The organism is Verrucomicrobium sp. BvORR106 (assembly GCF_000739655.1).
GTDB lineage: Bacteria > Verrucomicrobiota > Verrucomicrobiia > Verrucomicrobiales > Verrucomicrobiaceae > Verrucomicrobium.
In genome coordinates, this window is record NZ_BATR01000092.1 from 73,666 (window position 1) to 96,781 (window position 23,116).

Below are 23,116 nucleotides of genomic sequence, written 5' to 3' on the forward strand. Positions count from 1 at the left end.
CCTGATCCCATCCCCTCTTTCCAGAGGGGGAATTCAGCTGGTCACTTTAGCCCCTGTCACCTCACGGTGCGGGGGCTTTGTACAGGTAGTCGCGATAACGCTCAGGATCTCCTGCGTGCCCGTCCTCGGCGGCGTGAAGCATGTTGACCATCTCGCGGCTGGTGACGTGGTGGAGCTGGATCTTGCTGCCGTTCGGGAGCTGGTTTTTGGCGGCGGAGTGGAAGGCTTCCGCAGGCGATCCCAGGAGCGTTTTGTAGTTGCGTGAGATGCCGCCGTGAGTGTGCAGCTTGACGAAGATCCAGGGGGCTCCTCCCACCACGCTGGGGCAAAGCTCCAGCCAGAGCGGCCAGCGACCTGCGTTCCAGGGATTCGCGCCAGAGACCTCGGCGTTCTCCACCCGGGGAATGAGGTTCCATTTCCGTCGGTTCCAGTTGAGTCCCAAGGGACCCTGCACCAGGAGCAGATGATCGTCCCGATCCCGTAGCCCCGCGGTTGCGCCCTTCTTTACCGCTGTGCCGACATCATGGGAGTTCGCTGCCGACGTGTCTTGCGCGTAGTAGATGGAGTTGATGGTGCGCGTCTGCGTGAAGTGTGGCGCAGAAGGCATGGTGAAGTCGGCATAGCAGCCCTTGCGCCGCAGGATGCCCAGTTCATGGGGGACTCCGCAATTGCGCCCATCCGCATCGCCACAGTTGTTGATTGCCCAGTTGCCGTGGATGAAGCCAAAGCGGACTCGCCCGTCCTGATCTTTTCCCAGGCAACCTAGGCGACGGAGGTCGGCGATGCCCGCATCGAGTTTTTCCTCGAGCCCCGCGGCGGTGTCATGGTGATGGTGCAGGTGCACCTCCACCTCGCTCCCAGTCCGGCGACAAAGATTGGCCAGGTTGCTGACGATTTCCTCGTGGTGCTGTTCCACGGGATAGAAGAAGGTGTGCTTGTACCCCACGCCCGCGGCGTCCCGATAGCGCTCCGCAAGGTCGGGCAGGCGAGTGTTCCATTCCGCCATGGCACGGCGAGCCCCTTCCAGGTCCGTGTCATGAAACGGCTCAAAGTGATCACAGACCGCGAGCATCACGTGCCACGTCTCATGCTCCTGCCAGCGACGACGGGTGCGGTTGAGATAGGGGGTGAGCCAGCGGTCAAAAGCTCTCAGCATGGAACAGAGTCAGGGAGTGGGTGGAGGGGAGCGACGGGCGGGCGGTTGCCGCCAGAGCCGGTTGGGATCCTTCAGGGAAGCCAGCCAGGCAAACAGCGCGCGGAGGTTGGCGGTCTGGAGAAGGAGAAAGCCGGCGGGAATGGAGAGCGCCTTGTGTTTGATGCCTGGGAAAAGCATGCCCGCCGCGGCGAGGGCATAGCACAGGACTTGACCTGCAAACGCTGCCACAAACAGCGGGTGACGAAGAAGTAGCACCGTGACCATGAGCAGCAGCCCCAGCATCCAGGGCACGGCGAGGCGGAGATACTTGTGCGAGATCACCTGCCACCAGATGGGACATTTCCCGGGAATCAACCAGACTGGATGGCGCACCAGCATTTGATAGTTGCCCGCCAGAGTGCGGAGCTTGCGGCGGCTCTCCACTTCAGGATCGAGCGTCTGTGGATCAAAGGCCCGGGCGGCCGGATTGAACAGGACTCTTTTGCCCTGTATCACCGCTTGCATGGGGAGCACCACGTCATCGAGGAGCGTGTCTGGAGGCAGAGGACGATAAAGATCCCGTCGCAAAACATAGATGGCCCCGGTGCAGCCCACCACCGAGTTGAACTGTCCTTCCCATTCACGGAGCTTCTTCTCCAGCTTCCAGTACAGATCCACGCCCTGGCCGCCTCCTGCCTCAGAGCCCGCGATCTCCAGCGATCCGGACACTGCGCCGACCTCTAGATCGGCAAACGGAGCAGCGAGATGCTGAATAGCATTCTGGGCAAAGGTCTGGCGGGCATCGCAAAACACGAGGAGGTCGCCCGTGGCCACGCTCGCAGCGGCATTGAGTCCGGCGGGTTTGCCGGATTTCATTGGCTGCTCCAAAACTTTGACCAGGGGGCTGGTCTTTCGGGCCACATCGGCCGTTTGGTCTGTGCATCCATCGCACACCACAATGAATTCCACAGGGCCGGGCCAGGTCAGGGAGGCGAGGTTTTGCAGCCGTGCTTCGATGCGGGCCGCCTCGTTGTGCACGCAGAGCAGCACGGAAAAGGTGGGGGACGGTCCCGAGTTGCCTGGCTTGAGGGAGCGGGGGAACTTCCGGGCCAGCAGGGCCATGAGCACCGGATAGCCTACGTGGACATAGGCCAGCAGCAGCACGAGTCCGGCAAAGACAGCCATGGCCAGGAGGTCGCTCATGGATGGCAAGGGGGGCTCAACGCTTCTGGAACACCAGCAGATACTGGCCGCCCAAAGGGAGTCCGGAGAGGGAAGGTTCGCTGGGGCGCAGGAAGGCCAGGGACGAAGGGTAGATGAAGTAATAGGTCCGGTCGAGGAACGTGAGTCCGCCGGAGGAGACCAGCTTTTTGGCCTCCAGAGGCCAGAGCATGATGGCGTCCCGGTCAAAGGGGACCAGGCGCATCAGCAGCCGCACGATCGGGTTCCACGGATTGTTCTCCCAGAAAGCGAAGACCCCACCGGGCTTGAGGATGCGGACGATCTCCTGAACGCATCCGGCGCGATCCGCAGGCGGAATGTGATGGAACACCCCGTTGCAAAAGGCCATGTCCACGGAGCTGGAGGGAATACCGGCCAGATCGTGGGTGAATGAGATGCGGGCGGTCCCTGGGCCTCCGTCCTGACCGTGTGTGCGCGTCGCCTCGGTGACCGACTCCGTGGAGGGATCGAAGCCGAGGTAGTCGTTAATCCCTAGAACTGAAGTGAGCTGCGGGGCGGAGGTGCCGGTGCCGCAGCCGTAGTCCAGGCAGCTTTTGGGCTGGCCCAGCTTGAGGTCGGCCAGGCGCTGTTGCAGCCAGCGCACGCGGCCTTCCGCATAGTACTCCTTTTTCTCCCCTGTGAACTTCAGCCCCTTGTTGAGGGCGGTGTCATAGTCTCCGGCAAACTCGTCGAACTCCTCCTGACGGGCTTTGGCTGGGGACGGTTCGGAGGGCATGGAAAGGAGAGGTCAGTGGGGGCGTGGGCGTGTGCCTAGCTGTACGGCGGAATGGGCAGGATCACAAGTTGTCCCAGTACCACTCCAGCGCCTCGCTCAGACCGTCGGCGACTGAGTGAGTGGGCTCGTAGCCCAGCAGCCGCTGCGCCTTGTAAATGTCCGCCATGGAATGCTGGACGTCACCCGCGCGAAAATCGCGATAAGTCGGGGTCAGGCCGGCGAGCTCTGGGGCGAGGCGGGCCACGGCGTCTCTCAGCGAGTCAAAGAGTTCGGTCAGGGTGGTGCGTCCTCCCAGGCCGACGTTGAAGGCCTCACACTGCAGATCGGGGTGCTCCGCCGTCGCGGCCAGGATGTTGGCCTGCACCACATTCGCCACATAACAAAAGTCACGGGTCGTGCTGCCATCGCCATTGATGAAGACCGGCTCCTGTTTGCGCAGGAGGGAAATCCAGAGGGGGATTACCGCGGCGTAGGCACCATGCGGATCCTGCCGGGGGCCGAAGATGTTGAAGTAGCGCAGTCCCACGCTCTCCAGTCCGTGACATTTTTGAAACGTGGCGGCGTACACTTCATCCATGTACTTGCTCGCCGCGTAGGGCGAGAGGGGGGTGCCGATGCTGTCCTCACGCTTGGGCATGACGGGGTCATCGCCATACACGGAGCTGCTGGAGGCGTACACCACACGCTTGAGACCGTGCTGGCGGGCGCTGATGAGCAGGTTCAGGAAACCCGTGACGTTGGCGTCATGAACCTCGCGCGGCTTTTCAATGGAGAGCGGTACCGAGCCGATGCCAGCCTGGTGCAGGACGTGATCGGCACCTTCCAGAAAGGCGAGACAGTCGTCGAGCAGCCGCACATCGCGTTCCGCGAAGGTGAACCTGCTCCAGGCCTCTGCGCCCACCGCCTGCTGCACCTGTTCCAGGTTGTGCCGTTTGCCCGTCGCGAGATTGTCCACCCCCACGACGGTCTGGCCGGTGCGGAGGAGTTTTTCGACGAGATGGGAGCCGATGAATCCCGCGGCCCCCGTGACCACCCAGCGGAGTGGCTTGGCTTCGAGGGAGGAGAGAACGCTCTGGTACCGGCTCATTTGCTTGATTGGACTAGGGTTGCAGCGCGCCCTGCTTCGACTTTTGCCGGGGCGCTTGCAAGGATAAATTTGCACATTCGAATTTCTCGCGGCATGCATGGCGCGCCTCTCAAACGTTCGCACCATGAGCCACTCTGGACCTGAACCTGTTTCCACGCTGCAGACCTTCCCCGAGCCGGCTGCCGGGCGGGGGTGGGGTGTCTGGGCCCTGACCTGGGCGGCTTTCTTTTGCGTGGCGCTGTTCCTCCAGTGGCGGGGCAGTGCCCACGGCAGTGATCTGGGCGGAGATCCTGATGAGGCGGCTCATGCTGTGACCAGCCTCATGGTGCGGGATTATCTCTTTCAGGCACCCGGGCAGCATCCGCTCCGGTTCGCGGAGCAATACTACGACCGTCTGCCCCGGGTGGCGCTTGGGCACTATCCGCCGGGGTTCTACGCGCTCGCGGGAGTCTGGCTCGGGTTCAAGCCCACACAGGGGGCTCTGTTGATGTTGCAGGCTGTGCTCCTGGCAGCGCTGGGGACGGCAACCGCCCGCGTGGGAGCGAAGCTCGTCGCACCATGGGTGGCCGTGGGGGCTGGTCTGCTGGTGATTCTCGCCCCTCCCATCCAGCAGCTCGTGTTGCTGGTGATGTCGGATTTGTTTCTTGCGTTGGCATGTCTGGTGGCGACCTGGGCCATGGCCGCCTTTTTGGAGCGACCCTCAAAGCGGCTTGCTCTTGGCTTCGGCTTTGCCGCTGCGCTGGCCATCTTGATCAAAGGTTCCGGCCTTATGCTCGCTCTGGTGCCGCTTTTGGCGATTGCCATTTCGGGCCAGTGGCGGCTCGTGCTCCGGCCTTCACTCTGGCTGGCTCCGGTGCCGGTGGTGCTTTTTGCGATGCCGTGGCAGCTCTTTTCCTACAAGTTCACGAAGGAAGGCATGAGCGGACTGCCCGTGACCGAGCACTTTCGGCGCGCCTTCGGTTACTATGGCGATGCCGCCTCTCACTATCTCGGTTACCCGGTGCTGGTCCTCCTCGGCGTGGCCGCACTTGTCATGTTGATCGGCTGGCTGAGAGGCCGACGCCCCTCAGCCTATGAGTCAGCGCTGTGGGCGTTGCTCTTTGCAGCACTGGTCCTGATCTTCACCGTGCCCGCCGGTATGTCGGCCCGCTATCTGGTGCCTCTCGTGGCTCCAGCGTTTCTGCTGCTGGCACACAGTGTGTGCGTGTGGAGTCGGGAGTTGTCCTTGCGACCTGTTTGGATCGGTGGAGTGGTTGGCCTTGGTGTCTTGGGTGGCTCGCTGGTGACGACTGGGCAATGGATGCCGAAGGACAAGAACGTGCACGGCTACACCGCGGCCGTGAATGCCATGGTGGCCACGCTGCCTGCCTCGCCCCCGCAGGCGGACGATGCGTGGCTGGTCTGTTCCGACGCGAGGGGGGAAGGCGCGCTCACCGCCGCCGCCGCGTTTGATGGGCTGGTGCGGCAACACCCTCATCTCCGCGTGCTGCGTTCCACCAAGGAGCTTGCCAGCATGGACTGGCTTGGGCGGGACTACACACCTGCATTTGCGACCGAGACCGCCTTGCTGGAGCATCTCACGAAGAAGTCCGTCAGCTATGTGGTGATTGACGAAGGCGTGCCTGAGTCCAACCGCATGCCCTACTACGCCCAGCTCAAACGGGCGCTGGAACAGTCGGGCTCCGGCTGGCTGCTCTCTCATTCCCTGCCGGTGGTACGTGGTCGTGAGCAGGGCACGCTTCTGGTGTATCTTCGTGATCATTCTCCTTAGTGGGGATGTGCCTAAAGTTTAGCCCTGTTCTGCATGCGTCCCCGGTTGCTCTTTGTCTCCAATCTCTTTCCCGATACGAAGGAACCGTATCGTGGTCTGGACAATGTGACGCTGCTGCATCATCTGAAGGACCGCTGGGACATCCGCGTGGTCGCCCTCCGGCCCACGTTGAGCGCCTGGCGGGGAGCAGGGCTGGCGTTGTTGCCTCGATCCCAGGATGAGGTCTTCCAGCCGCGCTATGTTCCTGTACCCTATATCCCCAAGGTGGGCGACGCCTGGAACCCCGGGCTCATGCATCGGGCCCTGCAACGGGAGTTGGTGAAGGTGAAGGCAGAGGGGGCTTGGGATGTATTGCTGGCAAGCTGGCTGTATCCTGACGGGTGGGCGGCCACCCGGGCGGCTGCCTCAGCCGGCACGCCCTCCGTGCTGATTGCCCAGGGTTCAGACGTGCACAAGTATTTGAAAGTGCCCCGGCGCAAGCAGGCCATTCTAGAAGCCGTGGGAGCGAGCCGCGGCGTCATCACACGGAGCCGGTCCCTGGCGACACTGCTGGGTGAGGCGGGTGCGGAGAAGTCCAAACTCCATCCCGTGCACAATGGCGTGGATGTCTCCCTGTTTCATGGGGGCTCCCGGGATGAAGAGCGCGCCAAGCTGGGGCTCAAGGACAAGGCCACCGTCATTCTATATGTGGGCAATCTGCTGCCGGTGAAAAATCCCGAGCTGCTGCTGCGGGCCTTTGCCCGGTTGCGCGGAGGATGGCAGGGGGCACCGCTCCAGCTCCGGCTGGCGGGTAAAGGGCCGATGAGAGAGGGATTGGAAAAGCTGGCGGTTGAGCTGGGCATTTCAGACAGTATTTATTTCCTTGGTCCGCAGGATGCCGGACAGATCGCGTCCTGGATGAGGGCGGCGGATGTGCTCTGCATGAGCAGCCACAATGAAGGATTGCCGAACGTGGTGCTGGAGGCCATGGCCAGCGGACTGCCCGTGGTGGCGACGGACGTGGGCGGAATTCATGAAATCGTGGATGCCCCGTGGAAGGGCGCTCTCGTGCCGCCGGCAAAGGAGGAGGAGTTGGCTGCAGGTCTCCACCGTGTGCTGGAGGATGCCCCCGACCGGCAGCGCCTCGCGACCTATGGCTCCGGATTGTCCTGGGACGCCACCGCCCGGGCCTGCGACCGGATTCTACAGACTGCGTTGGAGTAGGTCTCTGAGGAACCTTGACGTTGCGTGGGGAATTCTCCACACTTCGTTGATGCCAGAAAATCCGGCACCTCAGATCCCGTCGAAACCGTCGGTCGTCCTGTCTCAGGAGTCTGGTGCAGATCTCTTTGCCCCATTCCCGGAGAAGGGGCAGCCATGGACGGAGGACGATCGGAAAAGACTGTTGCAGTTCTACACGAGCCATCCGGCGGTGATGTGGACTGGCACTGCATCAACCTTGCTGATGTACGGCTCGGTCGGACTGATTGCCTGGCATTTCTTTGTGGAGCGGTTCCCTGCCTACCGGCTCCAGCTTTGGCTCATCATTTGCGGATTGCTTGGAACCCTGTTCGCTGTCCTGTCGTCTCGGCTTTGTCCAAAAGAGGTAGCAGTGCACCGGCGGAGGGTGAAGAGCAGCCGGAATACCCACCTCCTGCTGGTGGGAATGAGCGTGGCGGTCTTGTTGGTAGCAGCTTGGCGGATGAATCTCTTCCATTAACGACGGTGAGGAGGGAAGGCTTGCCAGGGGAGGTTTTTTTGTGGTTGCATGGACTCCTCATGTCGCCCGTCTCGCATTCCTCCGTCGCTCCACGCGCCGTCCTCGCCGCATTTTTGGGATTGCTCTTGCTCCTCTGTCCCTCGCTCGTTTTGGCACAGGCGGTAGGAGAGACCCGTGTCGCCAAGTGGAAGGACGATCGCAAAGCCGCCTTCCTCCTGATGTTTGACGACAGCTGGCCGAGCCATGTGCAGGTGGCTGCGCCGGAACTCGTGAAGCGGGGCCTCATCGCCACCTTCTACATCAATCCGGGAAAAGGGGAGTACCTCAAGTATTCGGCCGACTGGCAGGAGAAGCTGTGGAAACAGGGCATGGTTTACGGAAATCACACCATGACCCACAAGGGAGTGAAGGATCTGGAGAACGCGGAGTGGGAGATCGGGGAGTGCGCCCGGATCATCCGGCAGATCTCGCCGGGCAAGCCGGACCGCCTGGTTTCCTATGGTCAGCCCGGGGTGGCCAAGGACGCCTGGAACATCACCCCCGCCCAGCTGGAGGAGTTGTTGAAGAAGCACCATATGATCGACCGGCCGCCCTTCACCGGGCATGGGGCGGTTTATCACCTGAAGACCACCGAGGAGATGCTGGCCCTGGCGGACAAAGCGATCGCCTCTGGCGGCATGGAGTACCTCGTGGTGCACGGCGTGGAGCGCACCACTCCACGTCTCGGGTATCAGGATTTCTGGCCACTGCCTCAGGCCGTCTTCTTCCCGTTGTTGGATGCGCTGAAGGAGCGGAGCGATCGTGGCGACCTGTGGATCACGGACCACATCTCGCAGCATCAGTATGAAACGGAACGGAACTCCGCTGCAGCCAAGGTGGTAGAGGCGGGTGACAAAGTCATCAAGCTCGAGCTGACCACCACGGCAGATCCCAAGTACTACGACCTGCCGCTCACTTGGGTGACACGGGTGCCCGCCGGTTGGAAGAAGGTGAAAGTCGTCCACGACGGTAAAGAACAGAAAGTGTCCGTGCAGCCAGATCAGACGGTGCGGTACGACGCCCTGCCCGATGGCAAACTGCTGCTGTTGCAGCAGGACGAAGGCTAGGGGGACGGCCGGTGTGTCGGGGGTGCGACACAAAATGAATTTTTCCCGTATCTCTTTCTGTCGGAATACGTTTAACCTCACGTATGCTCCGACTTCGAGTCACCGGCAACGGCTGTGCAAGCCGTCGGTGGCGCGTCCTCTGGTGTGGAATGGTGGCGGGTGGGTTCTTTGCTACGACCGCTTTGCTCCCGGCTCAAACGCTGGATCTGAAGCGTGTCTTTGACGAGCGTAACCTGCCCCCCGTGCGGGTGCTGATCCAGCAGGGCGAGTACCAGCAGGTGGCGCGGTTGAGCGAGCTGTACATTCAGAATGGTGCGCCTTCCCCCGGGTGGTGGGGGTTGCGGCTGGAGGCGCTTCGAGCCTTGGGGCGGAAGGACGACGTGCTGCGTGTCGCCAAGGAGGCGGCCCTTGCCCATGGCAATGACTTGAAGACGCTCATGGCCTGCCATGATGCCGTGTTGGCCTACGGGCAAAAGGATGCCGCTACCGGGTATCTCCAGCAGGTGAATGCCGCGGCCAAAAAGCAGACAGCCAGCCAGCTCACCGCCCAGGATCTGGTGGTGCTGGGGCGTGCCGCCCTCGCTGCTGGGGCGGATCCGCAGAAGGTGGTGGCGCAGTTCTACGTGCCTGCCAAAAAGAAGGACCGCACGCTGCTGGACGCCTATCTGGCGGGTGGGGAACTGGCGCTCCAGAAGTCCGACTTTGCCAAAGCGGCCGATGAATATCGTGCGGGCCTTAAAGAGCACAGCCAGAACAATGACCTCCGCTACGGCTTGGCGCGCGCTTTTCAGTCCTCGGACCGGAAGCAAAGCCTGACGCTGGCCCAGCAGGTGGTGGAGAGCAATCCCTCACACGCTGGAGCGCTCCTGCTGCTGGCGGAGTACTCCATCGGAGCTGAGCAGTTCACGGAGGCGGACAAGGCTCTTGACGCTGTGACCTCCGTGAATGGCGATCACCCCGAGGCCTGGGCCATGAGATCCGTGCTGGCCACCCTGGTCTCGAACCGGGAGAAAGAGGCCACGAGTGCGAGGAAGCAGGCGTTGGAAGCCTGGGCGCAGAATCCGGAGGTGGACTATGTCATTGGTCGCTGCCTGTCCCGTGCTTATCGTTTTCAGGAGGCCAGTGATCACTTGCGCGAAGCAGTGAAAATGGATCCGGGGCACCTGGAGGCCAAGCTGCAACTCTGCCATGCCCTCTTCCGCCTCGGCCGTGAGGACGAGGCCTGGAAGCTGGCCGAGGAGATCCGCAAGGCAGATGCCTACAACGTGCAGGCCTACAACATTGGTCTGCTGGAGGCGGAGATGAAAGGGTTCGCGGTAAGGACGGAGCCGGACTTTGTGCTGAAGATGCCGACGCGGGATGCGGCCATCTACGGCGATCGGGCCCTGCAGCTGTTGCGCGAGGCGAAGGAGGTGCTGTGTGCCCGTTATGGCTTGGTACTGGACCACCCGGTGCTGGTGGAGTTCTTCCCTTCCCAGCAGGATTTCGCCATCCGCACCTTTGGCAATCTGGGCGGGCAGGGCATCCTGGGGGCGTGCTTCGGTACGGTGGTGACGATGAACAGCCCGGGCAGCGTGGCGGCCAACCGCAGCAACTGGGAGAGCACGCTGTGGCATGAGTTCTGCCATGTGGTGACGCTGACGGTGACCCGCAACCGCATGCCCCGCTGGCTGAGTGAAGGCATCTCGGTGTATGAGGAGCAGCGGCGGGATCCTGCCTGGGGAATGCGCATGACTGGCAGCTACCGGAAGATGGTGCTGGACGAGAAGACCTTCACGCCGCTGAGCAAGATGAGCGGCGCTTTCCTGAACCCGGAGAGCAGTGACCACCTCATGTTTGCCTACTTTGAGGCGGCGCAGGCGGTGGACTGGATGATCGCCACCTATGGTGAGACGAAGTTCCAAGGAGTGCTGAAGGATCTGGCTGAGGGCCGGCGGATCAATGAAGCGCTGGACCGCAACATGGCGTCCGTGCAGAAGCTGGACGCTACCTTTGCCGTCCACCTCAAAGGGAAGGCCAAGCAACTGGCGGTCAAAGCAGACTGGACGGAGCCGGAGAAGGATGTGCTGGATGTGCGGGACGCCTCGGCCATGGCGGCGTGGCTCAAGGATCGGCCCAACAATCTCTGGGGGCTGCGACAGGCCACTCGCCGCTTGCTCGCCGGGGAGCGCTGGACGGAGGCGCTGGAGGTTTCGCGCAAGTTGATCGCCTTGTTCCCAGAAGACCCTGAGCCGACGAACGGCTATCAGCTCGCTGCCCAGGCCTATCGGGGGCTCAAGCAGCCCAAAGAGGAGGCTGCCATGCTGCGAGAGTGGATCGGGCGTACGGCGGATGCCTCCCAGGCGAGCCTTCGCCTGATCGAGCTGGAGACCGAGGCCCGCCAGTGGCCTGGAGTGCTCGTGGCGGTAAAGCGGTTACTCGCCATCGATCCCTTCCTGAAACGCCCGCACGAGGCCATGGCGGCGGCAAGTGAAGCTCAAGGGGATCGCGAAGGCGCGGTGGTGTCCCTGAAGCACCTCATGACCCTGGGCCCGGACAATCCGGTGCAGGTGAACTTCGCGCTGGCACGGCTCTTGCAGCCCACGGATGCGAAGGCCGCACGTCTGCACGTGCTGGATGCCCTGGCGGAGGCACCGCGTTTCCGCGCCGGGCATGAATTGCTTCTGAAACTTCAGCCTCCCGTGCCTGTTTCTGCTCCTGTGCCCGCAACCGCGCCAGTGCCAGTGCCAGTGCCTTCTCCTGCTCCCACCCCACCGCCGGTAGGGGCCGGAACCCCGCCTTCTGTGCCATGACGAAACGACGTTGTTTCATCTACCTCTGCGTCGGGCTCCTGGCCGGGCTGGGGGTGTTCCATGCCCAGGAGCCAGGCAAGCCCAAAAACTTTGGCATCACCGACGGCTCCGTGCCTGAGGACCCGCGGGATGCCATGCGGGGTGACTTCCCCATGTGGCCTGTCAGCAAGGAACTGCCCAATGACAGCTTCACCTTTGCCCGGGTGCGGTACAACTCCTACAATCATTGGGGCCGTCATGACAAGTGGACGACGGACTATCCCGATGCGGATCTAAACTTCGCCTACCGGCTCCAGCAGCTCACCGCTCTGCAGGTGGACCCGAAGGGGGCGATCGTGGACATCAAGGCGGAGCAACTGCGCCACTACCCCTTCATCTACATGGTGGAGCCCGGGGACATTTCTCTGACGGCGGATGAGGCGCGCACGCTACGCGAATACCTGCTCAATGGCGGCTTCCTCATGGTGGATGACTTCTGGGGCACCCATGAGTGGGACACCTTTTACACCGCCTTCAAACAGATCTTTCCTGAGCGGGAACCCGTGGAGCTGCCGCTGACGCACGAGATCTTTCACATCGTGTTCGACCTGAAAGTGAAGCCGCAGATCCCATCGGTGGGCGCGGCTATTGCGGGGCGCCGGCGCGGCATCACTTATGAATGGAACAAGCCCGGCTCGGAGGAGGTGCACTATCGCGGCGTCTTCGATGACAAGGGCCGCATGATGATGATCATCTGCCACAACACGGACCTCGGTGATGGCTGGGAGGAGGAGGGGACAGACCCCTGGTACTTCCGCGAGTTCTCCGAGAAGTACGCCTACCCGCTGGGCATCAACATCCTCTTCTACGCCCTTACCCACTGATACCCTCATGTCTGCTCTGCCGCCCTCCCTTCCCGCTCCGGTAGCCGCCCCTGCGCCTGTCAGTGAACAGGACCTCGAACGCAAGACTGTGGAGCTGCTGCACAGTGCGCATGATCGCATCCTCAAGGAGGTGTCCAAGGTCATTGTGGGTCAGAAGGAGGTGATCGAGCAGATGCTCATCGCCCTGCTGGCGGGCGGGCACGGCTTGATCACCGGGGCGCCGGGGCTGGCCAAGACCCTGCTCATCAACTCGCTCGCCCAGGTCTTCAGCCTCAGCTTCCGCCGCATCCAGTTCACCCCGGACCTCATGCCCTCAGACATCACGGGCACGGAGATTCTCGAGGAAACTACCGAAGGTCGTGACCTCGTGTTCCACAAGGGGCCCATCTTTGCGAACATGATCCTGGCAGATGAGATCAACCGCACCCCGCCCAAGACGCAGGCTGCCCTGCTGGAGGCCATGCAGGAACATCAGGTGACGGTGGCGGGGCAGACCTTCGTGCTGGAGGAGCCGTTTTTCGTGCTGGCCACGCAAAACCCGATCGAAATGGAGGGCACCTATCCTCTGCCGGAGGCGCAGCTCGACCGCTTCATGCTCAATGTGGTGATCGACTACCTGGCCGAGGATGAAGAGGTGGCGGTGGTGACGCAGACGACCTCACGCAAAGCCGAGCCCATCCAGCCCATCTTCTCCGGCGAGGATCTGCTGCGCTGCCATGATCTGGTAAAGAAGGTGCCGATCGCGGAGGAGGTGGTGCGCTATGCCGTGCGTCTGGCCTCGTCCACCCGTCCGCATCGGGAGCATGCGCCGGACTTTGTGAACGAATGGGTGAACTGGGGCGCGGGCACCCGGGCCAGCCAGTACCTCGTGCTGGGGGGCAAGACGCGGGCTGTTCTGCAAGGACGGGCGCATGTGAACTTCGACGACATCAAGGCCCTGGCGCGGCCTGTGCTGCGGCACCGCCTGCAGCTCAACTACCGCGCCGAGGCCGAAGGCGTCACGGTGGACAGCCTGATTGCCAAACTCATCCAGACCGTGCCGCTGCATCCTGTCGCGAAGTGATTCCGTTTTCATCTGCTGCTCTGACTCATGGCTTCCGCCCCTTCCAATGTTGATCTCGCCGCGCTCATGCGTGTCCGCTCTCTGGAGTTGCGGGCGCGTCTGGTCATGGAAGGCTTCTGGAAGGGGATGCACCGCAGTCCGCTGCACGGATTCTCAGCGGAGTTCAGCGAGTACCGCCAGTACGTGGTGGGGGATGATCCCCGGTTCATCGACTGGAAGGTGATGGCCCGCAGCGACCGCTCCTACGTGAAGAAGTTCGAGGAGGAAACCAACCTGCGCTGCCAGCTCCTGCTGGATGCGAGCTCCTCCATGGCCTATGGCTCGGTCGGCTTCTCCAAGCTGGACTACGCCGCCACTCTGGGGGCGACACTGGGCCTCTTCCTCAAGGAGCAGGGCGATGCCGCAGGGCTGACGGTGTTTGATGAAAAGATCCGGGATCACCTGCCGGCACAGGCCCGGTCTGGCCAGTGGCATGCGCTGCTGGTGAACCTGCAAAAGGCCGCGGCCTCCCCTGTGGCGGGCGGGCCACGGCTGCCCCTGCGGCCACTGGGGGAGATGATCCGCCGTCGGGCGCTGCTGGTGCTGATGTCGGACTTTCTCATGCCGCTCGATGGATTGGACCAGGACCTCGGGCTGCTCGGGGCCATGCAGCATGACGTGGTGGTGTTTCACCTCATGGATCCCGCGGAGTTGGACTTCCCCTTCACAGAGGGGGCGCAGTTTACGGATGCGGAGACGGGTCGGCAGTTGCTCCTCGATCCCACGACGGCACGGGCCTCGTACTTGAAGCGGCTCAATGCGCATCTGGAGCAGTTGCGGGGCATCTGTGCCCGCCAGGGGGCGGAGTACCGCCTCATTCGCACGGACACTCCTCTGGAGAAGGACCTCTTTGACTTCCTGCACGCTCGTCGCCATCTGGCGGCGCGTCACCGGGCCGCACCCCGCAAGGCCGCATGAACCTGTTGTTCCCATTTTTCCTGATCGGGATCGCGGCAATTGCGGTGCCCATCCTGCTGCATTTCCGCAGGCAGCCCCCGCAGAAGGCGGTGCCCTTCAGCTCGCTGATGTTCCTGGAGCAGACGCCCGTGCCCCCGCGCACCCGGCGCAAGCTGGAGGACTGGCTGCTGCTTCTGCTCCGCTGCCTGGCGCTGCTGCTGCTGGCGTTGATGTTTGCCCGGCCCTTCTTCCGCACCCGTGGGGACATGGTGGCCACGACGGGCACCACGTGGTGCCTGCTGGTGGACACGAGTGCTTCCATGAACCGTCCGGGGGCGAAAGAGGAGGTGAAGGCCCGTCTCGGTGAAGCCCTTGCCGCGGTGCGGGAGCAGGACCATGTCATGCTGGTGACCTTTGACCGCGAGCCCCGGGAACTGCTGGGTTTTGACGCGTGGCAGAGCCTGCCGGAGGGTGGGCGCAAGGCGGAGCTGCAACGGCTGCTGGATGGCGCGAAGCCGGGCTGGCAGAGCACGGATTTGGGGCGGGCACTGCGCTATGCCGCCGGTCGGTTCCAGGGGCAGGCAGGCGAGGGTTCACGTAAACAACGAATCGTGCTGGTGAGTGATCTCCAGGAGGGCTCGGCGCTGGAAGCGCTGCATGCGGACAGCTGGCCGGACAAGGTGACGGTCACGCCGCTGCTGGTGAAGGCCCCGTGGAAGGACAACTTCACCCTCTCCACGGCCTCGGTGGCCGTTGAGGAGGAGGCCGCCGCGGTGCCCGGCAAAGGGGCTGCACCCACGGGGGGTGAGGGCGCGATCCGCGTGCGAGTGACGAGCGGGCGCGAAGCCGCCAATGAGAAGTTCACGCTGAAATGGGCGGGCGGAGGAGAGTCCATTGAGGCCTCCGCGCCACCGGCAGGCACGCGCATACTTCGTGCGCCGGGGCGGCCTGAGGCGGCGGCGGCTGCAGATGGCGTGCTGCATCTGTCCGGGGATGCGCTGGACTTTGATAACCACCTCTATGTGGCCAAGGCCCGGACCCGGGAACTTCGAATCGTCTGCGTGGGCGACCGGCTGTCTCGCACAGATACGGCTTCTCCTTTGTTCTATCTCGTGAGGGCCTTCCAACCGACGACGGGGCTGAAACCGGTGATATTGGAAAAGACCTACCAGGAGCTGGGGCGGACGGATCTCCCCGGCACGGCGGTGGTCTTTGCGTTCGGGGAGGGGACAGAGGCTTCTGCGGCGTTGTTGAAGGACTGGGTGCAGACGGGCGGCGCGCTGGTGTATGTGGCCCAGGACGGGGACAAGGGCGGGCTGCTGCGGTCACTCACGGGAGAAGCCGGACTGGGGTTCAAGGAAGCAGCTTCGGGCGAGGCGCTGCTCCAGGATCTGGCGTTTGACCACATCACCCTGCGGGCGTTTGCCGAAGCGGGCGTGCGAGACTTCAGCAAGGTCCGGTTTTGGAAACATCGTCAGCTCGCCCTGGGAGAGCCTGCCGGCAAGGGCCAGGTGCTGGCACGCTTCGATGACCGCACGCCCGCGTGGATGGAATGGACGGTGGGGAGCGGGCGGATGCTCTATGTCGGTGCCAGCTGGACCGGGGCGGAGAGCCAGTTCGCCGTCTCCTCCAAGTTTGTGCCGTGGCTCTATGGCCTGCTGGATTGGGCATCGGGAGGCACTGCGATGGGCACGGTTTACACGGTGGGGGACAGCATCCCTGCCGCTGCGGGCAACTGGCAAGGGACGGTGTCTGTCACCGGGCCGGATGGAAAAACGGCGCTATGGGATGCGGCCAAGGAGCCCAGCTTCACGGGAACTTCCCTGCCGGGGATCTATCGCTTCGGCACGGGTGAGGCGGCGCAATCCCTGGCGGTGAATCTGGCGGCGGCTGAGGGGCGGCTGGCAGCGCTGCCCATGGAGCGTCTGTCGGAGCTGGGGGTGGCTTTGGAGCCCTCCCTGAGCGGTCGCGTGAGCGCGGATGCCGCCGCCGCGCTGGTACGCCGGGAGGATGCGCTGGAAGAACAGCGGCAGAAGATTTGGAAGGCTGTCCTGCTGGCAGCGCTTGTCGTATTGTTGATGGAGACCTGGCTGGCGGGCCGGCGTGAAGGGAAAGCCCGCACCCCTGAAGTACAACCTGCATAAATCTCACGCCATGAAAACGCCCTCTGTGCCCCACTTGCTCGCCAGGCGGTTCGAACCTCTCATCGAGGCGGAGCGCACGGTTCGCGGGTACAAGTTTCTCGCCACGGTGTGTGCCGTGGCCACGGCGGCCTTGACTCTCTACTGGCTGGGGTTGCTGCCGGTGCCGGCGCTGAGCGGCTCCAACAAGGTGCTGGTGCCGTTGGCGGCGTATGCCGGGCTGATCCTGATCGTGGCGGGAGGCTGGTGGTGGATCTCGCGCCGTCCGGTGGATCTGCTGGACCTGGCACGGGGGATCGAGGAAGAACATCCCGAGCTGCAGGCTGCCCTGCTCACGGCGCTGGAGAAGCCGGATGACGCCGCGCTTTCCCGCTACCTGCATGAGAAGGTGGTGAAGGATGCCGTGCGGCACGGGATTGCGCACGACTGGATGGGCAAACGCCGCCGCCAGCAGATGATGTGGTGGAAGAGTCTCGGCATGATCTCCGTGCTGGCCCTGGTGGCGCTGCAGATGCTGGTGTTGCTGCCCCGGCTGCGACCTGCCCCGGTGGTGGCGAAGGCGACCCCGCAGGCCCCGGTCGAGGTGCCGCCAGCCCAACTGGAAGTGGAGGTTCGCCCCGGTGATGCCGAGGTGGAACGCGGGACCCGCCTGGTGGTGGAGGCCCGTTTCAAAGGCGGCGTGCCTGAGAATGCGGCGATCGTGGTGAGTGCGGATGCGGTCGGGGAGCAGGAGCTGCAACGGGTGCCTATGAAGGCGGGGGTCGAGGCCTCTGCCTTCGGTGGCGTGATCACGAAGGTGGACAAGGACAGCTTCTACCGTGTGGCGTATGGGACGCAGTCCTCGCCCGTCTTTCGCATCACGACCTATGTGCACCCTGAACTGGTGCAGTCTGACGCCATCATCACCCCGCCGGCCTATTCCGGCCAGCCGGTGAAGGAGGTGAAGAAGACGCAGAATGTCACCGCGCTGGAGGGCTCCCAGGTGAAGTTCCGCATCAAGGTGAACAAGCCGGTGGCGCAAGCGGAGCTGTACGGCGAGGACAAGCAGAGTGTGCCGCTCGTGCCGGCCAAGGATGATCCGCTGATGCTGGAGGGCACCATGACGCCGGAGGCCACGCAGAAGTACCGGCTGCATCTGGTGGATGCACAGGAGCGCTCCAACAAACAGCCGCCGTGGTTCAAGGTAAACATTCTGGCCGATCAGCCGCCCAAGGTGGAGATCGTCTTTCCGAAGCGCGACCTCGCCGTGTCTCCCATTCAGGAGATGCCGCTTGAGGCCAAGGTGTGGGATGATCTGGGCGTGCGCCGCGCCGGGGCGGTCTTCATGCTGGGGGATCAGGAACGCGAGGTGCTGCTCTCTGGTGACAAGCTGGAAGGCAAGAAACACCACGAGCTGAAAACCATGATGGAGATGGAGTCCCTCAAGGCAGAGCCTCGGCAGTTGCTCTCCTACTATGTCTGGGCGGAGGATGCGGCCCCGGGAGGTCAGGTGCGCCGCACGCAGAGTGACATGTTCTTTGCCGAGGTGCGGCACTTTGAGGACATCTTCCGCGAAGGGGAAGCCCCGCCCGGAGGTGAAGGCGGAGAGGGCGGTGGTGGCTCCCCGGCCACGAAGCTGGGCAAGCTGCAGAAGGAGGTGCTCAATGCCACGTGGAAGGTGGTGCGCACCGCGGGCGCGGGGAAGAAGTTTGACCAACTGGAGAAGGACATGGGCGTGCTCCATGAATCCCAGGAGATCGCTCGCCAGCAGACGGAGGAAGCCATCGGCGAGGCGGAAGATGAAGAGGTGAAGACGGCGTTGACCGATGCGCACAAGGCCATGCAGGAGGCGGTGAAGACCCTGCACCAAGGGATTGAGAAGAAGGATCTCCAGGCCAACACAACAGCGCTGACTCCGGAACGTCGGGCCCTGGAGGCGCTGAATCGCGCGCAGAGCAGGGAACATCGGGTGATGCGCAATCAACAGCAGGAGTCTTCCGGAGCCTCCAGCCAGTCCGAGGAGCGTCAGCTCATGCAGCTTGAGCTGAAACAGCAGGAGAAACGGTACGAGGAGGAAAAAGCCGCGGGTGAAGAGAAGACCGCAGAGCAGCAGGAGAATCTGCAAGTGCTGGCCCGCCTGAAGGAACTGGCCCGGCGTCAGGAGGCGCTGGCAGAAAAGATCAAGGAGGTGGAGAACCAACTCCAGCAGGCCAAGACGGAGGAGCAGAAGCAGGAGCTGGAACAGCAGCTCAAGCGGTTGCAGGAAGAACAGGAACAGCTCCTCAAAGATGTGGATGATCTTAAGGAACGCATGGACCGGCCGGAGAACCAGGCGAACATGGCCCAGGAGCGGGAGCAGCTGGACCAGGCCCGTGAACAGGTGCGGGAGGCTGCGGATCAACTGGCGCAGCAGCAGACTGGCAGTGCCGCCAGCGCGGCCACCAAGGCGCAGGAAAATCTGGAGAAGGTGCGGGACGAGTTTCGTGAACGCACGGCCCGTCGATTTGCGGATGAGATGAAACAACTCAAGCAGGACACGGCGAATCTGGCCAGTCAGCAGGAGAAGCTGGCGGAGCAGATTGCTGAACAGGCTGCACCCCAGGACCAGAAGAATGGCAAAGGCCGAGAATCCAAAGACCAGGTGGATGAGCTCAAGGAACGCCTCCAGGCCAACCAGGTGTCACGCCAGGCGGAGGCCCAGCGGGAGTCCCTGGAAAAGCTGATGGAGCAGATGCGCCAGTTGAGCGAGCAGGCAGAGCCTTCTGAGCCGCTGCTTTCCACCGCTCTGCATGATGCCATGCGCAAGGCTCACTCTGCGGGCATTGAGGATGCGCTGGGTGAGGCGCGCGATCAGGTGCAGTATGGACGCCTGGCGGATGCGCAGGTGCAGGAGCGCAAAGCTGCCAAAGGCATTGAAGACCTGAAGCAGAGTGTGGACAAGGCGGCCGAGAGCGTGCTGGGCAGTGAGACCGAATCCCTGCGCATGGCCCGGGCGGAGCTGGACAAGCTGCTGGAGGAAGCCTCCCGTGATGCCAACCGGGGCGAGCCTCAGTCACAGAAGGAAGGCCAGGCTCAGGGCGATGCCAAGCAGGCACCAGGAAACAACGCGCAAACCGCGCAAGCGGGGAAGGTTGGCGCTGGTGAACAGTCTGACAAGAAAGAAGGGGACGGGAAGACTCCGGGAGGAGAACAGGGCACGGGAGACAGTCCGTCTCAAGATCCCGCCAAAGAGGCCAAGACTGCCCAAGCCCAACCTGGTGAGAAAGGCCAGCAACCAGGATCGGGCCAACAACCTGGAGAGGAGCCGGGCCAAGGGCAGAGGCAAGGCCAGGAGAAGAGCGATCAACCCGGGCAGGGCCAGGGTCAGGGGCAGCAAATGGCGGCCAACGAACCGTCGCAAGGGCAGGGCAAGGGCCAGGGGCAGACACCCGGCCAACAGCCCGGACAATCTCCAGGGCAGGGTCAGGGTCAGGGACAGGAGCCAGGGCAAGGACAAGGCGAAGGCCAGGGCCAGCAGGGGCAAAGTCCAGGACAGGGGCAGATGGCTGGTACGCAAAGCGGCCAAGGTCAGGGACAAGGACAAGGCCAAGGGCAGCCGTCTCCGCAAGGAGGACAGCAGAGTTCCTCGAACCCTGGTCAGGGACAGGGGCAAGGACAAGGTCAGGGGCAGCGCGCCGGTCAGCCGGGTCAGGTGGCAGACGGCTCGCCCCGCGGTGGCAGTCGGCGGGGTGGTGGTGCCATGGGCGGTGGAGGTGGGGAATCGTCCGCCGGGGATGCTGGTGGAGGAGGTGAGGGCGGTTGGTTCTTTGACCAGCCCGAAGAGCAGGCCAATGACAGCGCCATCACCGGTGCCAACTACGAGGGGTGGGCCGATCGTTTGCGCCGGGTCGAAGAAGCTCTTTCCTCGCAAGAACTGCGTGAGCAGGCGGCCCGGGTGCAGGACAATGCGCGCAATCTGAGGGTGGACTCCCGCCGCAATGATCTGCCGCCGCAGAGCGACCAGGTGCGCATGCAGATTGTACAGCCGCTGGCGGAACTCCGGGACCGGGTGATGGAGGAACTGGCGCGCAAGGAGTCCGCCAATCCGCTGGCACCTCTGGATCGCGATCCAGTACCGCACCGCTACCGCGAGCAGGTGCGCCGTTATTACACTGAACTCGGGGGAGGCAACTGATTCACACGAGCATGGAGCACAAGGGTTGGGTCTGGCAGGGTTGGGAAGGCATCTGGCCGTGGGTGGCCGGGGGCATTGCGTTGGCGGCACTCGTGGCGCTGATCTACAGCTACCGCCAGGCCACGACGCATCCGTCTCGGAAGCTGGCGGGATGGGCGTGTAAAATTGCCGTGTTCATCCTGCTTCTGCTGGCGCTGCTGGAGCCCATGTCTGTGACGCAGACGGCGAAGAAAGGGGAGAATGATGTCCTGATTCTGGCAGATGACAGTGCGAGCCTCGGTCTGAAGGATCCAGCGACCGGGAAACCTGTCGGCCTGATCCCTGGCGTGGAGGCCGGGGCGGTGGCTCCCACGGGATGGTGGAAACAACTGGAGGATGTGTTTCGGGTGCAGGGCTTCTCGTTTGACGACCGCCTGCACGACCGGGCGGACCTTGGGACGCGGACCTTCGGGGCCACGCGATCTGCTCTGGTGACCAGCCTGGAGGCGCTCCTGAAGCGCTTTGAGAAACAGCCTGTCGCAGCCGTGGTGGTCTTCACCGATGGCAATGCGACGGACGCGGCGAAACTGGAGACCCTGCTGGCCTCCAAGCCTGGGGTGCCGGTCTTCCCTGTGGTGCAAGGGTTGAAAGAGGCCCCTAAAGATCTGGCCCTCCAGAGTGTGGATGTCACCCAGACACCCTTTGAAGACTCGCCCGTGGCCGTGAGTGCGCGTGTCTCGGCCCGTGGCTTCGAGAAGGAGGAGCTAAGTCTGGTGGTGCGTGATGAGGCTGGCAAGGTGGTGGTGACGGAGAAGCACCTGCTTCCTGCCGGTGCGGTGGATCATGTTTTCCAGGCGCGTTTCCGACCCTCCAAAACGGGGCTGTCCTTCTACAACGTGATGGTGGTGCGTTCCGCAGCCACGGGCGCTTTGGACGATGAAACCAAGCTGACCTCCGCTGCTGGCGAGACCACTCTGGAGAACAACCGGCGCACCATTGCCGTGGACCGGAAGACTGGCCCTTACCGGGTGCTCTATGTGGGCGGGCGGCCCAATTGGGAATACAAGTTCATGCGCCGGGCGCTGGAGCTGGACAACGAGGTGAAGCTGGTGAGCCTGATCCGCATGGCCCGCCGGGAGCCCAAGTTCCAGTGGCGGGGCCGGGAGGGGGAGACGTCGAACCCACTCTTCCGCGGCTTCCGTGGTGAGGGACAGGAGGAGGCCCAGCGCTATGACCAGCCTGTGCTGGTCCGGCTGGGCATCAGCGACAAGAAGGAGCTGGCGGATGGGTTTCCGCGAACCTCGGAGGAGTTGTTTGGCTCCTTCCGCGCCGTCATTCTGGATGATGTGGAGGCGGAGTTTTTCACCCAGGAGCAGATGGACCTGCTGGAGAAGTTTGTGAGTGTTCGTGGCGGCAGCCTGCTCATGCTGGGCGGACAGGAGAGCTTCCGCCTGGGCAAGTACGATCATACCCCGGTGGGGCGCATGCTCCCTGTTTATCTGGATGCGGCCGGATCCGGCCCGGCGGGACCGGTGCAGGATGCCGCCTTCAATCTCACCCGTGAGGGTTGGCTGGAGCCCTGGATGCGTCTGCGCAGTGTGGAGGGGGATGAGGAGAGCCGTCTGGCCAACATGCCGCCCTTCTTCTCCGTGAACCAGACCACCGCGATCAAACCAGGGGCCAGCGTCCTGGCCACGGTGACTGATGGTGCGAGGAAATCCCATCCCGCCTGGGTCGTGCAGCGCTATGGCAACGGCCGGGTGGCGGCGGTGATGGTGGGCGATGTGTGGCGGTGGGGCATGCGTGACCCCGAGTCTCACACGGACATGGATAAGGCCTGGCGGCAGATGCTGCGCTGGCTGGTGGTGGATGTGACGGATCGCGTGGATCTGGCCGTACCCGTGACGGCGGGGGGCTCACATGAACTGGTGACGCCGCAGGTGCGGGTGCGGGACAAGGCTTTTCGCCCCCAGGATGATGCGAGTGTGAAAGTGGAGATCGCAGAACCGGACGGCACCAAGCTCAATCTCGCGGCCGAACCTTCCAGCGCCGAAGCGGGACTCTTCGAGGCGGCCTCGCATGCCAGCCGGGCGGGGGCCTACCGAGTGAAGACCACAGTACAGGACAGCACTGGCGCAGTATTGGGGGAAAGCACCACCGGCTGGGCGCTCAATCCGGCCGCAGCGGAATTTGCCTCCCTCACACCCAACCGGCCATTGTTGGAAAAGATCGCCCAGTGGTCCGGCGGCCGCGTGCTGCAGCCGGAGGAACTTGATGCCTGGGCCGCGGAGCTGCCCCAGTCAGCCATGCCGATGATGGAGATTCGCAGTGAACCGCTCTGGAATCAATGGTGGCTGCTGCTCCTGGTGGTGGCCCTGCTGGGTACGGAATGGTGGATGCGCCGCCGTCAGGGCTGGAGATAACCCATGAGGTG

At 63.3% G+C, this 23,116-nt stretch carries 14 protein-coding genes; 10 read left to right on the forward strand and 4 right to left on the reverse strand.

Going from position 1 to position 23,116, the window contains the following annotated elements:
• Positions 1-61 precede the first annotated feature (61 nt).
• From BV106_RS14190 to BV106_RS14205, 4 genes are all read right to left on the reverse strand, one after another.
• Entirely contained in the window at positions 62-1,156 is a 1,095-nt protein-coding gene (locus BV106_RS14190; RefSeq protein ID WP_051945803.1) for a hypothetical protein, read from the reverse strand.
• A gap of 9 nt (positions 1,157-1,165) precedes the next feature.
• Entirely contained in the window at positions 1,166-2,338 is a 1,173-nt protein-coding gene (locus BV106_RS14195) for a glycosyltransferase family 2 protein (RefSeq protein ID WP_051945805.1), read from the reverse strand.
• A 16-nt stretch (positions 2,339-2,354) separates the two neighbouring features.
• Complete coding sequence (locus BV106_RS35580; protein ID WP_051945806.1) at positions 2,355-3,092, reverse strand: class I SAM-dependent methyltransferase; 738 nt, start codon at positions 3,090-3,092, stop codon at positions 2,355-2,357.
• Positions 3,093-3,153: 61 nt separating this feature from the next.
• A complete protein-coding gene (locus BV106_RS14205; RefSeq protein ID WP_038165674.1) occupies positions 3,154-4,179 on the reverse strand; it encodes an SDR family oxidoreductase in 1,026 nt (341 codons plus the stop codon).
• Between the two features lie 124 nt (positions 4,180-4,303).
• On the opposite strand from BV106_RS14205, the gene BV106_RS14210 reads away from it, so the two are divergent.
• From BV106_RS14210 to BV106_RS14270, 10 genes are all read left to right on the forward strand, one after another.
• The gene (locus BV106_RS14210) at positions 4,304-5,950 is read left to right on the forward strand and encodes a hypothetical protein (RefSeq protein ID WP_265595680.1); all 1,647 of its coding nucleotides are present in this window, start codon (positions 4,304-4,306) and stop codon (positions 5,948-5,950) included.
• A gap of 33 nt (positions 5,951-5,983) precedes the next feature.
• Complete coding sequence (locus tag BV106_RS14215; protein WP_038165678.1) at positions 5,984-7,153, forward strand: glycosyltransferase; 1,170 nt, start codon at positions 5,984-5,986, stop codon at positions 7,151-7,153.
• 555 nt (positions 7,154-7,708) lie between these two features.
• Complete coding sequence (locus tag BV106_RS14225) at positions 7,709-8,755, forward strand: polysaccharide deacetylase family protein (protein WP_265595681.1); 1,047 nt, start codon at positions 7,709-7,711, stop codon at positions 8,753-8,755.
• 83 nt (positions 8,756-8,838) lie between these two features.
• Entirely contained in the window at positions 8,839-11,547 is a 2,709-nt protein-coding gene (locus BV106_RS14230) for a tetratricopeptide repeat protein (RefSeq protein WP_081891729.1), read from the forward strand.
• Entirely contained in the window at positions 11,544-12,410 is an 867-nt protein-coding gene (locus BV106_RS14235; RefSeq protein WP_038165685.1) for a DUF4159 domain-containing protein, read from the forward strand. Before BV106_RS14230 ends, BV106_RS14235 begins: the two co-directional genes overlap by 4 nt.
• A 7-nt stretch (positions 12,411-12,417) precedes the next feature.
• Entirely contained in the window at positions 12,418-13,473 is a 1,056-nt protein-coding gene (locus BV106_RS14240; RefSeq protein ID WP_038165687.1) for a MoxR family ATPase, read from the forward strand.
• A gap of 27 nt (positions 13,474-13,500) precedes the next feature.
• Positions 13,501-14,430: a DUF58 domain-containing protein gene (locus tag BV106_RS14245; RefSeq protein ID WP_038165691.1), complete on the forward strand. Its 930-nt coding sequence runs from the start codon at positions 13,501-13,503 to the stop codon at positions 14,428-14,430.
• Positions 14,427-16,553: a BatA domain-containing protein gene (locus BV106_RS14260; RefSeq protein WP_051945810.1), complete on the forward strand. Its 2,127-nt coding sequence runs from the start codon at positions 14,427-14,429 to the stop codon at positions 16,551-16,553. Before BV106_RS14245 ends, BV106_RS14260 begins: the two co-directional genes overlap by 4 nt.
• Positions 16,554-16,563: 10 nt before the next feature.
• Positions 16,564-20,703, forward strand: coding sequence for a DUF4175 family protein (locus BV106_RS14265; RefSeq protein ID WP_038165696.1), 4,140 nt, complete (start codon positions 16,564-16,566; stop codon positions 20,701-20,703).
• 11 nt (positions 20,704-20,714) lie between these two features.
• Entirely contained in the window at positions 20,715-23,105 is a 2,391-nt protein-coding gene (locus BV106_RS14270; protein WP_051945812.1) for a hypothetical protein, read from the forward strand.
• Positions 23,106-23,116: the final 11 nt, after the last annotated feature.

Excerpts from the sequence above, each read along its gene's own strand:
- BV106_RS35580 (WP_051945806.1), bottom strand. The coding sequence starts at position 3,092 with ATGCCCTCCGAACCGTCCCCAGCCAAAGCCCGTCAGGAGGAGTTCGAC.
- BV106_RS14190 (WP_051945803.1), bottom strand. The coding sequence starts at position 1,156 with ATGCTGAGAGCTTTTGACCGCTGGCTCACCCCCTATCTCAACCGCACC.
- BV106_RS14205 (WP_038165674.1), bottom strand. The coding sequence starts at position 4,179 with ATGAGCCGGTACCAGAGCGTTCTCTCCTCCCTCGAAGCCAAGCCACTC.
- BV106_RS14230 (WP_081891729.1), top strand. The coding sequence starts at position 8,839 with ATGCTCCGACTTCGAGTCACCGGCAACGGCTGTGCAAGCCGTCGGTGG.
- BV106_RS14240 (WP_038165687.1), top strand. The coding sequence starts at position 12,418 with ATGTCTGCTCTGCCGCCCTCCCTTCCCGCTCCGGTAGCCGCCCCTGCG.
- BV106_RS14270 (WP_051945812.1), top strand. The coding sequence starts at position 20,715 with ATGGAGCACAAGGGTTGGGTCTGGCAGGGTTGGGAAGGCATCTGGCCG.
- BV106_RS14210 (WP_265595680.1), top strand. The coding sequence starts at position 4,304 with ATGAGCCACTCTGGACCTGAACCTGTTTCCACGCTGCAGACCTTCCCC.
- BV106_RS14260 (WP_051945810.1), top strand. The coding sequence starts at position 14,427 with ATGAACCTGTTGTTCCCATTTTTCCTGATCGGGATCGCGGCAATTGCG.
- BV106_RS14195 (WP_051945805.1), bottom strand. The coding sequence starts at position 2,338 with ATGAGCGACCTCCTGGCCATGGCTGTCTTTGCCGGACTCGTGCTGCTG.
- BV106_RS14215 (WP_038165678.1), top strand. The coding sequence starts at position 5,984 with ATGCGTCCCCGGTTGCTCTTTGTCTCCAATCTCTTTCCCGATACGAAG.
- BV106_RS14235 (WP_038165685.1), top strand. The coding sequence starts at position 11,544 with ATGACGAAACGACGTTGTTTCATCTACCTCTGCGTCGGGCTCCTGGCC.
- BV106_RS14225 (WP_265595681.1), top strand. The coding sequence starts at position 7,709 with ATGTCGCCCGTCTCGCATTCCTCCGTCGCTCCACGCGCCGTCCTCGCC.
- BV106_RS14245 (WP_038165691.1), top strand. The coding sequence starts at position 13,501 with ATGGCTTCCGCCCCTTCCAATGTTGATCTCGCCGCGCTCATGCGTGTC.
- BV106_RS14265 (WP_038165696.1), top strand. The coding sequence starts at position 16,564 with ATGAAAACGCCCTCTGTGCCCCACTTGCTCGCCAGGCGGTTCGAACCT.